We start from the raw sequence: 14,264 nt of genomic DNA, 5'->3' as shown, positions 1-14,264 counted from the left end.
TTTAGAATTGATTTAGAAGAGGAGCTGGTTTGTGGCTTTGCGATTTGAGATTTTACACCAATCAAAAAAATCTAGAGCTCGGGTGGGGCGAATAGAAACCGCGCATGGATGTATTGATACCCCAGCTTTTGTTCCCGTGGCTACAAACGGGGCACTAAAAGGAGTGCTCGACCACAAGAATATTCCTCTTATGTTTTGCAACACATACCACCTTATCGTTCACCCCGGCACAGAAGCGATTGCTGCCATGGGCGGTTTGCATCAGTTTATTGGAAGAAATGCTCCTATCATTACAGATTCCGGTGGATTTCAAATTTTTAGTTTGTCTTATGGGTCTGTAGCTGAAGAAATTAAAAGCTGCGGGAAGAAGAAAGGGGACTCTGGCATTATTAAAATTGATGATGAAGGGGTTTGGTTTAAATCTTATCGTGATGGGCGTAAGCTGTTTTTGTCCCCCGAAGTCTCTGTGCAGGCACAAAAAAATCTTGGGGCGGACATCATTATTCCTTTAGATGAATTGCTGCCCTTCCACACAGATCCCACATATTTTCATCAATCGTCTTTGCGCACGTACGCTTGGGAAAAAAGATCTTTGGATTATCACCTAAAAAACCCTGGCTATCAATCTATGTATGGGGTTATTCATGGAGGAATTCTCCCAGATCAAAGAAAATTGGGGTGTCAGTTTGTGGAAAGCCTTCCTTTTGATGGCTCTGCTATTGGTGGCAGCCTTGGGAAGAGTCTTCAGGATATTGTTGGTGTGGTTGATGTAACTACAGCGAATCTTTGCCCGGAGAGACCGAGACATTTGCTGGGAATAGGAGATCTTCCCTCTATTTGGGCAACGGTTGGTTTTGGGATCGATTCTTTTGATAGCTCTTATCCAACCAAAGCTGCTCGGCACGGCATGATGTTGACATCACAAGGACCTTTAAAAATCCATAATCAGCGATATGCTTCTGATCTAAATCCTATAGAACCTGGATGCTCATGCCTTGCGTGTTCGCAGGGCATATCTAGAGCTTATTTGAGGCATTTGTTTAAGGTGCACGAGCCAAATGCGGGAATTTGGGCCTCTATTCACAATATGCACCACATGCAACAGGTTATGAGAGAAATTCGAGAAAAAATTTTAGCTGATCAAATATAAAAACAGCTTTAACGTTTGTGCTTGTTTTCGTTGGAGTTATATTGACGACGAAGTTGTTTCTGGGCAAAGTTTCACAGAGTGAAATTGTCTTTATATTTAAGTTGAGTATAAAATCCTTCTGATCTTTTTGGGAAAAAGAAAAAGAGGCGGATTATGAGTGCTGTTTGCGTTCTTCAAAATGCGTCATTTTGGGAAACAGAGAGTCGAATGCAAGAGGCGCTCTCGGCTGGCAAGATTGTCTCGTATATTTTAGTTTTTTTAGGAGTTATTTTAGCGACTATCGGGGCGTGTGCTGCCGCTACTATTAGCGGCGCCTTGTCTGTCTGTTTAGGAACATTGATCGTTGGAGGAGTTTTGTTAGCGATGGGTCTCTTGTTTGCGGCTATAGATATTTGTCGTGTACAAAGAGGTTCAACGCACAAGCTTCAGGCGAAGCAAGAACAGTTGGAAATGCTTTCTATTCAAGAAGAAGAAACAAAACCTCTTATGGAACAAGCTTCTTGTGTCTGCGAGCCTGTGCCTCCGCTATCAGGTCTGGAAGATGTGCGACAACAGCGCCCCATTGTCTTACGACAAGGATCGGATTCTTTTTACAAGCCAAAATATATCACCGTAGGTGATCGTGTGGTCGAACTTATTAAGGTTGGAGAACGTGACTCTAAAGGTGAAACAACATTCGTGGAGGGGGTAAGCCCCGATCAAATTTTTGTGCGTGTTTGGGATGAGCTTTTCATCTTAGGACGAGTGGGGGAGATGGTTCGTTTAGACGGAGTTTGCTGCAAATTGTTGCCAGGAGATTCACAAAATTTATAAGCAAACGGTCTGGCTAAAAATCTCGATTTAAAAGTTTCGGACTTTTGGAACTTAACGTTAATGTTTTGACTTTTTTAGTTCGCAACAAGTATAAGTGCCTTCTTTCTAGGCTTGCTGCGAGAGAAGTGCGCTTGCACATATTGAAGGAGCTTTGTGTCTTTTTATTCTCAAAAAATTCCCAATTTTCAACGCAAAAAATTAAGTCGAACAGATTCTCCTATTAAACAAGCTAAATATTTCCTCCGCGATCATGTGGTTCATTTGCGAAAAATTCTTGCGGGTAGACCTCAAGAAGTCATAGAGGCGTGGTATGAAATTCTAGGAAAGAAGTATAATGGCATGACTCAGGCTGTGGGGCTTAAGGATGGGGTTTTGTCGGTAAAAGTCCGCAACGCTTCTTTGTACGCTGTACTAAAACAGAGCTCCCAAAAAGAGTTGATATCCCGAATTCATTCAGCGGTTCCCGGTGCCAAGGTTAAAGAGATACGCTTTTTATTAGGATAGTTATGGACGCACAAGAAAAGAAATACGATGCATCTGCCATTACCGTTTTAGAAGGATTACAAGCCGTTCGTGAGCGTCCTGGAATGTACATTGGAGATACAGGCGTTACTGGATTGCATCACTTGGTTTATGAAGTGGTAGATAACAGTATCGACGAGGCAATGGCGGGGTTTTGTACGGAGATCGTTGTTCGCATATTGGAAGATGGCGGAATCTCTGTCTCAGATAATGGTCGAGGAATCCCTGTTCAGATTCATGAAAAAGAATCAGCCAAGCAAGGGCGCGAAATTTCTGCTTTAGAAGTTGTTCTTACAGTATTGCATGCTGGAGGAAAGTTTGACAAAGATAGCTACAAGGTTTCTGGAGGCTTGCACGGAGTAGGAGTTTCCTGCGTGAATGCTTTGTCTGAAAGATTTGTTGCTAACGTATTTAAAGATGGCAAAGCTTATAGCATGGAGTTCTCAAGAGGAGCTCCGTTAACTTCATTACAGGTATTAGGTTCTACGGATAAGCGCGGAACGGAGATTCTTTTTTATCCGGATCCCGCTATATTTTCCACGTGCGTTTTTGATCGAGCGATTTTAATGAAACGTTTACGAGAGTTAGCGTTTCTGAACCGAGGGGTGACCATCATTTTTGAAGATGATCGGGACGCAGGTTTTGATAAAGTCGTTTTCTTTTACGAAGGAGGAATTCAATCCTTTGTCAGCTATTTGAATCAAAATAAAGAAAGCCTTTTCCCCAATCCTATTTATATTCAAGGATCTAAGCCTGGGGATGATGGAGATATAGAGTTTGAAGCTGCTTTGCAGTGGAACTCTGGTTATTCTGAATTGATTTATTCTTACGCCAACAACATTCCCACGCGGCAAGGAGGGACGCATTTAACAGGATTTTCTACAGCTCTCACAAGGGCGGTGAATTCCTATATCAAGTCGCATAATTTAGCTAAAAGTGACAAGTTAGCTCTGACTGGAGAAGATATTAAGGAAGGACTGGTGGCAATAGTCTCGGTCAAAGTCCCTAATCCTCAGTTCGAAGGGCAGACAAAGCAGAAATTAGGCAATAGTGATGTAGGATCTGTAGCTCAACAAATTAGTGGGGAAGTGCTGACTACATTTTTCGAAGAAAATCCTCAAATAGCCAAAACTATCGTAGACAAAGTTTTTGTTGCAGCGCAAGCTAGGGAAGCCGCTAAAAGAGCTAGAGAGTTGACTCTTCGAAAGAGCGCGTTAGATAGTGCTCGTTTGCCAGGGAAGTTAATCGACTGCTTGGAAAAAGATCCCGAAAAATGTGAAATGTACATTGTTGAGGGGGATTCTGCGGGGGGATCAGCTAAACAAGGGCGTGATCGACGATTTCAGGCCATTCTTCCCATTCGAGGTAAAATTTTAAATGTTGAAAAGGCGCGTCTGCAAAAAATTTTCCAAAACCAAGAAATTGGAAGCATTATAGCTGCGTTGGGATGCGGAATTGGAAAAGATAATTTTAATTTCAGCAAGTTGCGTTATAAACGCATTATTATCATGACAGACGCTGACGTTGATGGCTCACATATTCGGACTTTATTGTTAACGTTCTTTTATAGACATATGTCCGCTTTAATAGAGAATGAATGTGTTTATATCGCTCAACCTCCATTATACCGCGTAAGTAAGAAAAAAGATTCTCGTTATATTCTTTCAGAGAAAGAAATGGATGGTTACCTGCTAAAATTGGGAACCAAAGAAAGCCGACTAATTTTTGATGATACGGCAAGAGAATTAGAAGGGGAGGCTTTAGAAACTTTTGTTAACCAGATTTTAGAGATAGAGAGCTTTATTCTTGCTTTGGAGAAAAAAGCTATTCCTTTTTCTGAGTTCCTGGATATGTATCGAGATGGAATGTATCCCTTGTATTACTATCCTCCAGAAAGCGGCAAACAAGGTGGATCTTATCTGTATTCGCAAGAAGAGAAAGAAGCTGTCATTGCAGACAATGAAGAGGCCTCTACACGAATTGTAGAGCTATATAAGTCTTCTGTTCTTGAGGAGCTTCAGCACAATTTGAGTGATTATGGTTGTGCTATGCGCCATTATCTTCATCCAAAAGAATCGGGTATTACGATTGTTACGGAGGACCCCAAAACCCCTGCTTACGTCTGTTATACTTTGAAGGAAGTGATAGACCACCTGAAAGGTCTTGGAAGAAAAGGAATTGAAATCCAGCGATATAAGGGACTTGGAGAGATGAATGCTGATCAGCTATGGGATACTACTATGAATCCTGAACAAAGAACTCTTGTTCGAGTTTCTTTAAAAGATGCTGTAGAGGCTGATCACATCTTTACCATGCTAATGGGGGAAGAGGTGCCTCCAAGACGTGAATTTATTGAAAATCACGCTTTATCGATTCGAATGAATAATTTAGATATTTAGGAGACAGGACGACCATGCTGAATAAAGAAGAAATCATCGTCCCTAAAAATCTTGAGGAGGAGATGAAGGAGAGCTACCTTCGCTACTCCATGTCCGTTATTATTTCCCGAGCTTTGCCTGATGCTCGAGATGGTTTAAAGCCTTCTCAACGACGCATTTTGTATGCTATGAAGCAGCTAAATCTGACTCCTGGGGCAAAGCACAGAAAATGTGCAAAAATTTGTGGAGACACCTCCGGGGATTATCACCCTCACGGAGAAAGCGTGATTTATCCTACTTTGGTAAGAATGGCTCAAGACTGGGCTATGCGCTACCCTCTTGTGGATGGGCAAGGAAATTTTGGGTCCATTGACGGAGACCCAGCTGCGGCTATGCGGTATACTGAGGCCCGTTTGACTCATAGTGCGATCTTCTTGTTAGAGGATCTAGACAAAGACACTGTGGACATGGTTCCCAACTATGACGAAACGAAGTATGAGCCTGTCGTTTTTCCGTCAAAATTCCCTAATCTACTTTGCAATGGTTCTTCTGGGATTGCTGTAGGGATGGCTACCAATATTCCTCCGCATAATTTGGGGGAATTGATAGACGCAACGTTATTGGTTTTGGCCAACAGTCAAACTTCTATAGAAGAAATTTTACAAGTAATGCCTGGTCCAGATTTCCCTACGGGGGGAATTATTTGTGGCTCAGAGGGAATTCGCTCTACTTATTACACAGGAAGAGGGAAATTACGTTTGCGTGCTCGTTTGCATGTAGAGGAAAACTCGGATAAGCAGCGAGAGAATATTATTCTCACGGAAATGCCTTACAACGTAAACAAATCACGACTAATTGAGCAAATAGCCGAGCTAATTAATGAAAAGACTTTAACAGGGATATCGGATGTTCGTGATGAGTCAGACAAAGAGGGGATTCGTGTTGTATTAGAATTGAAGAAGGGCGAATCTTCTGAAGTCGTTATTAATCGCTTGTATAAGTTCACAGATGTGCAAGTGACATTTGGGGCTAACATGTTAGCTCTAGATAAAAATCTTCCTCGCACGATGAATATCCATAGAATGATTTCTGCTTGGATTCGTCACCGTATGGATGTTATCCGAAGAAGAACTCGTTACGAATTAAATAAAGCAGAAGCACGCGCTCATATATTAGAAGGCTTTTTGAAAGCTCTTTCCCATTTGGATGAGGTCGTTAAAACAATTCGGGGAAGCTCCAATAAAGAGCATGCGAAGCAGCAGCTCGTTGAATTATTCGGTTTTTCGGATGCGCAAGCTTTAGCAATTCTAGAATTGCGATTATACCAGCTTACAGGATTAGAATCGGATAAGGTGCAAAAAGAGTATAGTGAGCTTCTAGAAAAAATTGCTTATTATCGGAAAGTTTTGGCGGAGGAAGAGTTAGTCAAAAATATCATCCGAGAAGAATTGCAAGAATTACATAAGGTGCATAAGACTCCTCGTCGTACCACGATAGAAATGGATGCTAGCGATGTTCGGGATATAGAAGATATTATTTCGGACGAGTCCGTAATCATTACCATTTCTGGGGATGATTATGTGAAGCGTATGCCAGTGAAAGTCTTCCGCGAGCAAAAACGGGGAGGTCAAGGAGTAACTGGGTTCGATATGAAAAAAGGCTCGGACTTCTTAAAATCTGTTTATTCTGCTTCAACAAAAGATTACTTGCTGATTTTCACTAATCTAGGCCAATGCTACTGGCTTAAGGTATGGCAGCTTCCTGAAGGAGAGCGACGAGCCAAAGGGAAACCTATCATTAACTTCTTAGAAGGGATTCGTCCAGGAGAGCAGGTTGCAGCTGTTCTTAATGTAAAACGTTTTGAGCAAGGAGAATATCTCTTTTTAGCAACGAAAAAAGGAGTTGTTAAAAAAGTCTCTTTAGACGCTTTTGGCAGCCCTCGTAAAAAGGGAATACGAGCTTTAGAGATAGATGATGGGGACGAACTTATTGCAGCCCGGCATATAGCTAATGACGAAGACAAGATTATGTTGTTTACTCGTCTAGGAATGGCGGTGCGGTTCCCTCATGATAAAGTGCGTCCAATGGGACGTGCTGCTCGAGGTGTTCGGGGAGTTTCTTTGAAAAATGAGGAAGACTTTGTCGTCAGTTGTCAAGTTGTTACAGATGATCAAAGCGTTTTGGTCGTTTGTGATAATGGATTTGGAAAACGTTCTTTGGTTTGTGATTTCCGGGAAACTAACAGAGGTAGTGTTGGTGTTCGTTCCATCGTGATTAATCAAAGAAACGGAGACGTATTAGGTGCAATTCCGGTAACGGATTGCGATAGTATTTTACTTATGTCTGCTCAAGGGCAAGCAATACGCATCAATATGCAAGATGTTCGTGTAATGGGAAGGGCTACTCAAGGTGTTCGCCTAGTAAACCTTCGAGAAGGCGACACTCTTGTTGCTATGGAAAAATTGTCCGTAAATCCAGAATCTGGAGAAGCTGAAGAGAGTGCCGCGAGCATTCAGGTTGGACAAGCGATAGAGGAGTAAGGTGTTTATTGTAGTAGAAGGTGGAGAAGGGGTAGGGAAAACACAGTTTACTCAGGCTCTTTCTCAACGTTTAATAGAAGAAGGAAGGGAAGTGGTCACAACAAGAGAGCCTGGCGGTAGCTCTTTTGGTGAGCAGGTGCGGAAGCTTGTGCTGGACCCCACACAGGAAGTCTCTTCTTATGCTGAACTGTTTCTGTTTCTTGCGGCTCGGGCGCAGCATATTCAGGAGAAAATTCTTCCGGCTCTTAAAGCTGGGAAAACTGTCATATGTGATCGTTTTCATGATTCTACCATTGTGTACCAGGGAATAGCAGGAGGACTGGGCGAGGCTTTTGTTACGGATTTGTGTTATCGTGTAGTAGGAGAGGAGCCCTTTCTTCCGGATATTACCTTTTTATTGGATTTGCCGGAACAAGAGGGCTTGCTAAGAAAAACTCGACAAAAACAACTCGATAAATTCGAACAAAAGCCTCGAACTTTTCACCAAGCGGCTAGGAAAGGATTCCTCGCTTTAGCAGAAAGATCTCCAGACAGATATAGAATTCTAGATGCTTTCTTGCCAACGGAAGTTTCCGTTGATCAAGCTCTTTCTCAGATTCGAGCTTTGATATAAAGGAGGTGTTGATGGAGAGCTCTTCTTGGGAGATTCTTGTACAAAGAGTCCGTGATCAGAAGATCCCTTCTGCAATCATTTTACATGGGCAAGATTTGGCTGTTTTGTCAGCTCGTGCTTATGATTATGCCTCTCTAATTATTAAAGAAAGTTCTCCAGAAGCAGCCTATAAATTAGCAAACAGACTACATCCTGATATATACGAGTACTCGCCTCAAGGGAAGGGCCGTCTTCATACAATCGAGACTCCTCGTACAATCAGAAGGGATATTTGGATACATCCTTATGAAAGCCCTTATAAAATTTATCTTATTCATGAAGCAGATAGGATAACATTAGATGCTATCTCAGCTTTTCTAAAGCTTTTAGAAGATCCTCCGCCTTATGGGATATTTATTCTTGTGTCCACTTCGCCACAGAGGCTGCCACCTACTATTCGGTCCAGATGCGTGTCTTTTCATGTCCCTATAGAGAAAAATTTTGTGGTTGATCAAAAGGACATAGCTTTTTTAATCAGTTTAGCACAAGGCAAAGAATCTGTGATGCGTGTGGGAGGTTTAGTAAAAGGAGCTCCAGATGAAGATAAACAGGTGCTTCGAGATAAAACGAAAGCTCTGTTAACGGTCCTTTTACAACTGTTCAGAGATCGGTTTTTCTTAGCAAAAGGGATGCCGGCGTCTTCGCTTACGTATCCTAATTTGTTAAATGAAATCAAAACAATGCCCGTATACCCTTTGGAAGAAGTTCTCTCAATTATTACCCGAGCTACACAGGCTTTAGACACTTACTCTTCTGCGTCAAGTTGCCTTGAATGGATCTGTTTGCAGTTATGGTCTTTTAGAAACCGTCAGAGAGCAGCTATACGCAGACAAAAGAAGGAATTAAAACATTTCTAACTTACAATCCGCAGGGATATCTGCTAGATCCGTTGCTCTACAACAATCAGAGGATAATACCCACTGTAAAGGATTCTGAGGAGTTCCTATTCGCTCTATAGGAAAGGTATCCCGGCCTAAAGGATGTAGAAGCTTGTGAAACAGATCCTGTTTAGCTGATCCTTGAATGTAAGCAACTAAATGACGAGCTCGTCGAACAATCGGAAAAGTTAAGGTCATTCGATGGGTCTGTAATTGGGGGACCTCATTGAAAACTACGAGTCGCTCCGTTTCTTCTAAAGCAGCAGTCCCAGGAAAAAGAGAAAGGGTGTGTCCGTCTTCACCGACACCAAGCATGATCATATCGAAAATAGTATCAGGAACATTTTCCCGGATAAGATTTTCATATGCTTCATCTCCTTTCGGGTTAGCAGTATCCATGCGAAAGATTTGTGATTCGGGAACGCGCAAACCTTTTAAGATGTCCATAGCTTTTAGGTAATTGCTCCCGGCTTCTACATCTTCACTGGCTCGTTCATCACCCCAAAAAACAAAGATCTTCGAACAGTCTGAAATGGCTGCGCGCTTTTTAACGATCTCTTGAAAAATTTGTAAGGGGGTTTTCCCTCCAGAAAGGGCGACATAGAAAGCTCCGCGTTTATGAATCGCTTTATTTGCTGTAGAAATCCAATCGTAACAAGCGATTTGTAAAAAATCTTCTTGAGATTCGGATATAAGCATTCTATTCGCATCATTTAGGCTAATAAGGGTAGCCATGTATATATAACCTCTTGCAAAAAAATTAATAAGAGCGCCAGGCTCTTCCATCTCTGGATAAGAGTTTATCAGCTTCTTGAGGCCGCAAAGATCCTGCAACATAGTTAGGGAAAATAGGACGAACTTTGGACCACTGTTCTAACAAAGGAGAAAAAAGCTCCCAAGATGCTAAAACTTCTTCGTTGCTGGTAAAAAGAGTTCTGTCGCCAAGGATACAGTCACATAGTAATCGTTCATAAGCTTCTGGAGTGACTGTATTAAAATAACTATCGTAACGAAAATCCATTTTTACTGGGCGCACGAGTTTATTTGTCCCAGGGACTTTGCAGTTAAATTGTAAAGCAACCCCTTCATCTGGCTGAATGCGGATAATCAATAAATCATTCTCTAACGGGCATAAAGGGCAGCTTTCTGCATTAAATAAGTTATAGTTAGACTTTTTAAAGATAATTGCGATGTCTGTTGTTCTTTTAGGAAGACGCTTCCCTGCTTGCAAATAAAAAGGGACCCCTTTCCAACGAGGGTTATCTATGAATAGTTTTAAGGCTACATAGGTTTCCACTAAAGAGTTTGGGTCAACATTTTCTTCTTCTCGGTAACCCAAGACAGAAACCCCTTGCACAGTTCCTTCTCCATATTGGCCTCGAACCACGTTCTCTTCTTGGATAGGAAGGATCTTTTTCAAAATTTTAATTTTTTCTTTTTTAATTTCTTCAGAAGAAAACTCGGAAGGGGGCTCCATGGTGAGCAGACACAGTAACTGCATCAGGTGATTCTGTACCATGTCTCTTAGCATCCCAGATTTTTCAAAAAAGTTCCCCCGAGATCCTATGCCAATGGATTCGCTAACACTAATTTGTACGTGATCAATATATTGAGAGTTCCAGCAAGATTCAAATAACGTATTAGCAAAGCGTATAGTCAAAATATTTTGAACTGTTTCCTTCCCCAAATAATGATCTATTCGATAAACAGACTCTTCATCGATATTCGCATCAATACATTGCTGGAGCTCCTGAGCCGTTTCTAAATTCACTCCAAAAGGTTTTTCTATAATTAGCCTAGACCAAGGCTGTTGGGCCCCTTGCTCATGATAAAACAGCTGATGTCTGTTTAGATTGCGGATGATGTCTTGGAAATAATCTGGAGGTGTAGAGAGATAGAAAAGGCGGTTTCCCTGCGTGCCGTACTCATGATCCAGCTGTTCTAAAAATGTTTTTAAAGAAGCAAAGCCCTCTTCATCAGAAAAATTCGCTTGATGATAGAAGATTCTATTTTCAAGGCTTTCCCAGACTCGAATATCTATTTCTGACGAACGAGAAAAATTTTGAACGGCTTGCTTCATCTCTTCACGAAATTGCTCATGAGATTTAGGCCGTCTAGCAAATCCTACACAGACGAAATGTTCGGACAAACGTCCTTCTTTCGTTAAATTGTATAAAGCGGGAAAGAGCTTCCTTGCGGTTAAATCTCCTGTAGCTCCAAAGATAACCATGACACAAGGAGGACAGGCTGGTAATGTGGGGCCGATTTCTTTTATTTCTTCCACGGTACAACCTAATGTAAAGAGTTAATTCCTAAAAGGAAGCTCACGATACCAAAAAAATGAATATGTGCTCAAAAAGATTTCTCTCCTAAACAGCTGGCTTTATCCCGGCATGATTCTAATAAAATTTTCGAAAATCTAAAAAACTAGAAAGAATTAATGTCGCAGCAAGACTATCGGAAGAATGTTTTCGTTGTTTTCTGCTGAGTCCGCAATCATTTTTTAACATGCGTTCAGCTTGTGCGGAGGACAGGCGCTCATCCCAAAGGACCACTTCCAAAGAGGTCATCTCTTGGACAAGCGCTGCCAATTCTTGAATTTCTGATTGCAGACTAGAAGCGTAAGCTTTTTGCATAGGTAGCGGATTCCCAAAAACTATGGTGGTAACAGCGCGCTCTTTGGCGATCGCAATGAGCGCTTGGGCTGTTAGAGCAAGAGAGGGAGGGGTATCTATGTTCCCGATGGGTAATGTAATCAAAAGAGGCGCGCTAGCAAAGGCTAGTCCTATGCGCTTCTTCCCGTAATCCACTCCTAAAAAAACCTCTTTTTGTTTATCCATGCCTTTTCTCCAAAGAATAAGCAAGAGCGGCACGCAGAAACTCTACAAAAAGAGGATGAGGTTTTGTTAACTTCGATAAAAATTCAGGATGAAATTGTACGCCTAGCATCCATCGGTGATTAGAAATTTCTACAATTTCGCAAAGTTCTCCTTGAGGACAAACGCCGGATATTTTTAGTCCATTTTCTTGTAAGCGATTTATATATGAAGGGTTCACTTCGTAACGATGTCGGTGACGCTCTTGAACAAGATCTTTTTTGTAAGCAGCAAAAGCTTTCGATTCGGGGTCGATTCGGCAAGGATAGGCTCCCAGTCGCATGGTTCCTCCTTTGATCTCAGTATCTTGTCCATGCATCATGCATACAACGGGATCTGGGGTAGCAGGATCCATTTCTAACGAGTTTGCTAAAGGACTATTTAAAGCATATCTTGCGTATTCAACTACTAAGGCCTGCATTCCAAGACAAATCCCGAAGCAGGGGATGTTGTGCTCTCTGCAATAACCTGCGGCAGTAATTTTCCCTTCCCAGCTTCTTGTTCCGAACCCTCCAGGAATTAAACATCCGTCACATTTAGAAAGTTGCTCCAAAAGATCTTCTGATTCGGGAGAAATCGGAGCGATCTCTAGAGAACAACCGGCCGGAACAGAAGCGTGAGATAGAGATTCGGATATAGATTTGTACGCGTCTTTATGTTCCAAGTATTTCCCTACTAGTCCTATCCGAACAACTGGACGATTTTGATCACATAAAGCCGTTACAAGATTTTCCCAGTCGCTGAGATCCAAGGGTTTGGGAGAGAATCCGAGCTTGTGCAACAAGAAATCGGCTATGTTTTCTTGGGCTAACAACAAGGGCATTTCATAAATGGAGCGTTCTAAGTCAATCGCATTGAAAACCGCGTGTTCTGGCACGTTACAAAAAAGACTGATTTTTCTTTTTACTTCCGAGTTAAGCGGGGATTCAGAACGGCAAAGAATTGCATCTGGAGAGATTCCGATGCTTCGTAAATTTTGGACGGAGTGTTGAGTAGGTTTGGTTTTAATTTCCTTCGCTGCTTTTAAATAAGGAACGTAGGTCATGTGAAGGCTCAGACAATCCTGAGGATGTTCGCAACGAAATTGGCGCACAGCTTCCAAAAAAGGGAGGGATTCAATATCCCCAATTGTTCCACCGATTTCTACAATGAGCACATCAGGTTTATAATGTTCTGCGCACGATTGAATGACTTGAATAATTTCGTTAGTGACATGAGGGATAACTTGAACTGTTCTTCCTAAGAACGCACCATTTCGTTCTTTAGTGATCACTCGGGTATAAATTTGTCCTGAGGTAGCCGTAGAGTATTTAGAAAGTTGCACTGAAGAAAAACGATGATAATGCCCTAGGTCCAAATCCGTTTCTACGCCATCATCAGTGACGTAAACCTCTCCATGTTCATAGGGGTTCATGGTCCCTGGATCGACGTTCAAATAAGGGTCTAACTTGAGCATAGCAATTTTCAGGCCTTGTCTCTCTAATAAGAGAGCTAAAGAAGCTGCAGTTAGCCCTTTTCCTAAAGAAGAAACTACGCCTCCGGTCAAGAAGATGCTTTTGAAAGACATAATAAATACTGCTCCACTTTAGTTATATCTTCTGGATAATCCACGGAAGGCCCTGTTGCATTGTGAACAACATGAACATAGATGGAACGACCTGATTCTAACACGCGCAACTGCTCAAGATCTTCGGCCTCACTTAAAGAGGAAGGGGAGATGTTTACATACTCACTAAGAAAAGCTCTTCTAAAGGCATAGACGCCAACGTGTAAATAAAAAGGCGTCGAACGCTTGAAGTTATGAGGAATAACACTTCTGCTAAAATAAAGTGCTCGGCCAGTTTTATCAAAAACGCACTTCACTTTGTGATTTGTCAAAATGGCTTCAGGGTCAGTTGTTTCTGTAACAGGAGTGACCATGTCTATAGTGAGGTTGCTCTCGAGCATTTCTACGAGCCCATCGATGACTGCTGGAGACAAGCAAGGCTCATCTCCTTGGATGTTCACAACGATCTCTGCTTGAGGGAAGTATTGTGAGACGGCTTCTTCCACGCGTTCTGTTCCGTTAGCGCAAGCCTCGCTAGTCATTACGCATAATCCTCCGAATCCTACGACATGGTCGAAGATACGTTGATCATCTGTTGCCACAACCACGCAATCCAAAGAACGACTAAGTAAGGCATTCTCGTAAGCTCTTTGAATCAGGCTTTTTCCTAAAATTTCTGCTAAAGGTTTACCGGGGAAGCGAGAACTTCCCCATCTAGCGGGGAGAATACCGATTTTTTTGCTTGTTAAGAACGCAAACATCGTACCCCCTTAATGTAACATCTCTAAGAAGAGAGTTCTTCTTAAAATGTTGGTCTACATTTACTTTATGATCAGAGTCCCAGAACAGAACTCGATCATCCTAACAAGAGAATAGTTAACAATCAAGAGTATTCCTGATAGGAGCTAT

12 protein-coding genes are annotated in these 14,264 nt (G+C 41.9%); 7 read left to right on the top strand and 5 right to left on the bottom strand.

The window, feature by feature from the left end; translation table 11 throughout:
* Window positions 1–31: 31 nt before the first annotated feature.
* The 7 genes from tgt (at window position 32) to B6E89_RS01020 (ending at window position 8,912) form a co-directional block, all read left to right on the top strand.
* Window positions 32–1,150 (top strand): tRNA guanosine(34) transglycosylase Tgt, encoded by a 1,119-nt coding sequence (gene tgt, locus B6E89_RS01050; protein ID WP_080121249.1) that lies wholly within the window; start codon window positions 32–34, stop codon window positions 1,148–1,150.
* Window positions 1,151–1,303: 153 nt separating this feature from the next.
* On the top strand, window positions 1,304–1,963 hold the full coding sequence (locus B6E89_RS01045) for a phage holin family protein (RefSeq protein WP_035405840.1): 660 nt from the start codon (window positions 1,304–1,306) through the stop codon (window positions 1,961–1,963).
* 153 nt (window positions 1,964–2,116) lie between these two features.
* Window positions 2,117–2,467, top strand: a complete 351-nt coding sequence (locus tag B6E89_RS01040; protein ID WP_051581856.1) for a DciA family protein — start codon at window positions 2,117–2,119, stop codon at window positions 2,465–2,467.
* Window positions 2,468–2,469: 2 nt separating this feature from the next.
* Window positions 2,470–4,884 (top strand): DNA topoisomerase (ATP-hydrolyzing) subunit B, encoded by a 2,415-nt coding sequence (gene gyrB, locus B6E89_RS01035; protein WP_035405839.1) that lies wholly within the window; start codon window positions 2,470–2,472, stop codon window positions 4,882–4,884.
* A gap of 14 nt (window positions 4,885–4,898) precedes the next feature.
* Window positions 4,899–7,403 (top strand): DNA topoisomerase (ATP-hydrolyzing) subunit A, encoded by a 2,505-nt coding sequence (gyrA, locus tag B6E89_RS01030; RefSeq protein ID WP_080132916.1) that lies wholly within the window; start codon window positions 4,899–4,901, stop codon window positions 7,401–7,403.
* A gap of 1 nt (window position 7,404) precedes the next feature.
* On the top strand, window positions 7,405–8,016 hold the full coding sequence (gene tmk, locus B6E89_RS01025) for a dTMP kinase (protein ID WP_080121245.1): 612 nt from the start codon (window positions 7,405–7,407) through the stop codon (window positions 8,014–8,016).
* Between the two features lie 11 nt (window positions 8,017–8,027).
* On the top strand, window positions 8,028–8,912 hold the full coding sequence (locus B6E89_RS01020) for a DNA polymerase III subunit delta' (RefSeq protein WP_080132913.1): 885 nt from the start codon (window positions 8,028–8,030) through the stop codon (window positions 8,910–8,912).
* Here the strand turns inward: B6E89_RS01020 and pgl are convergent.
* From pgl to kdsB, 5 genes are all read right to left on the bottom strand, one after another.
* Window positions 8,898–9,668 (bottom strand): 6-phosphogluconolactonase, encoded by a 771-nt coding sequence (gene pgl, locus B6E89_RS01015; protein ID WP_035406254.1) that lies wholly within the window; start codon window positions 9,666–9,668, stop codon window positions 8,898–8,900. The genes B6E89_RS01020 and pgl overlap by 15 nt on opposite strands.
* A 25-nt stretch (window positions 9,669–9,693) precedes the next feature.
* Window positions 9,694–11,217, bottom strand: coding sequence for a glucose-6-phosphate dehydrogenase (zwf, locus tag B6E89_RS01010; RefSeq protein WP_080132910.1), 1,524 nt, complete (start codon window positions 11,215–11,217; stop codon window positions 9,694–9,696).
* 115 nt (window positions 11,218–11,332) lie between these two features.
* Window positions 11,333–11,773, bottom strand: coding sequence for a Holliday junction resolvase RuvX (ruvX, locus tag B6E89_RS01005; protein WP_035405829.1), 441 nt, complete (start codon window positions 11,771–11,773; stop codon window positions 11,333–11,335).
* On the bottom strand, window positions 11,766–13,376 hold the full coding sequence (locus B6E89_RS01000) for a CTP synthase (protein ID WP_080132907.1): 1,611 nt from the start codon (window positions 13,374–13,376) through the stop codon (window positions 11,766–11,768). Before B6E89_RS01000 ends, ruvX begins: the two co-directional genes overlap by 8 nt.
* Window positions 13,352–14,116 (bottom strand): 3-deoxy-manno-octulosonate cytidylyltransferase, encoded by a 765-nt coding sequence (gene kdsB / locus B6E89_RS00995; protein WP_080124274.1) that lies wholly within the window; start codon window positions 14,114–14,116, stop codon window positions 13,352–13,354. The genes B6E89_RS01000 and kdsB overlap by 25 nt, the downstream gene beginning before the upstream one ends.
* Window positions 14,117–14,264 lie beyond the last annotated feature (148 nt).

Origin of the sequence: Chlamydia suis, from assembly GCF_900169085.1 — a bacterium.
In the GTDB taxonomy this organism is placed as follows: domain Bacteria; phylum Chlamydiota; class Chlamydiia; order Chlamydiales; family Chlamydiaceae; genus Chlamydia; species Chlamydia suis.
The sequence above is the reverse complement of the archived record's forward strand: the minus strand, read 5'-3'. Positions and strand labels throughout refer to the sequence as shown.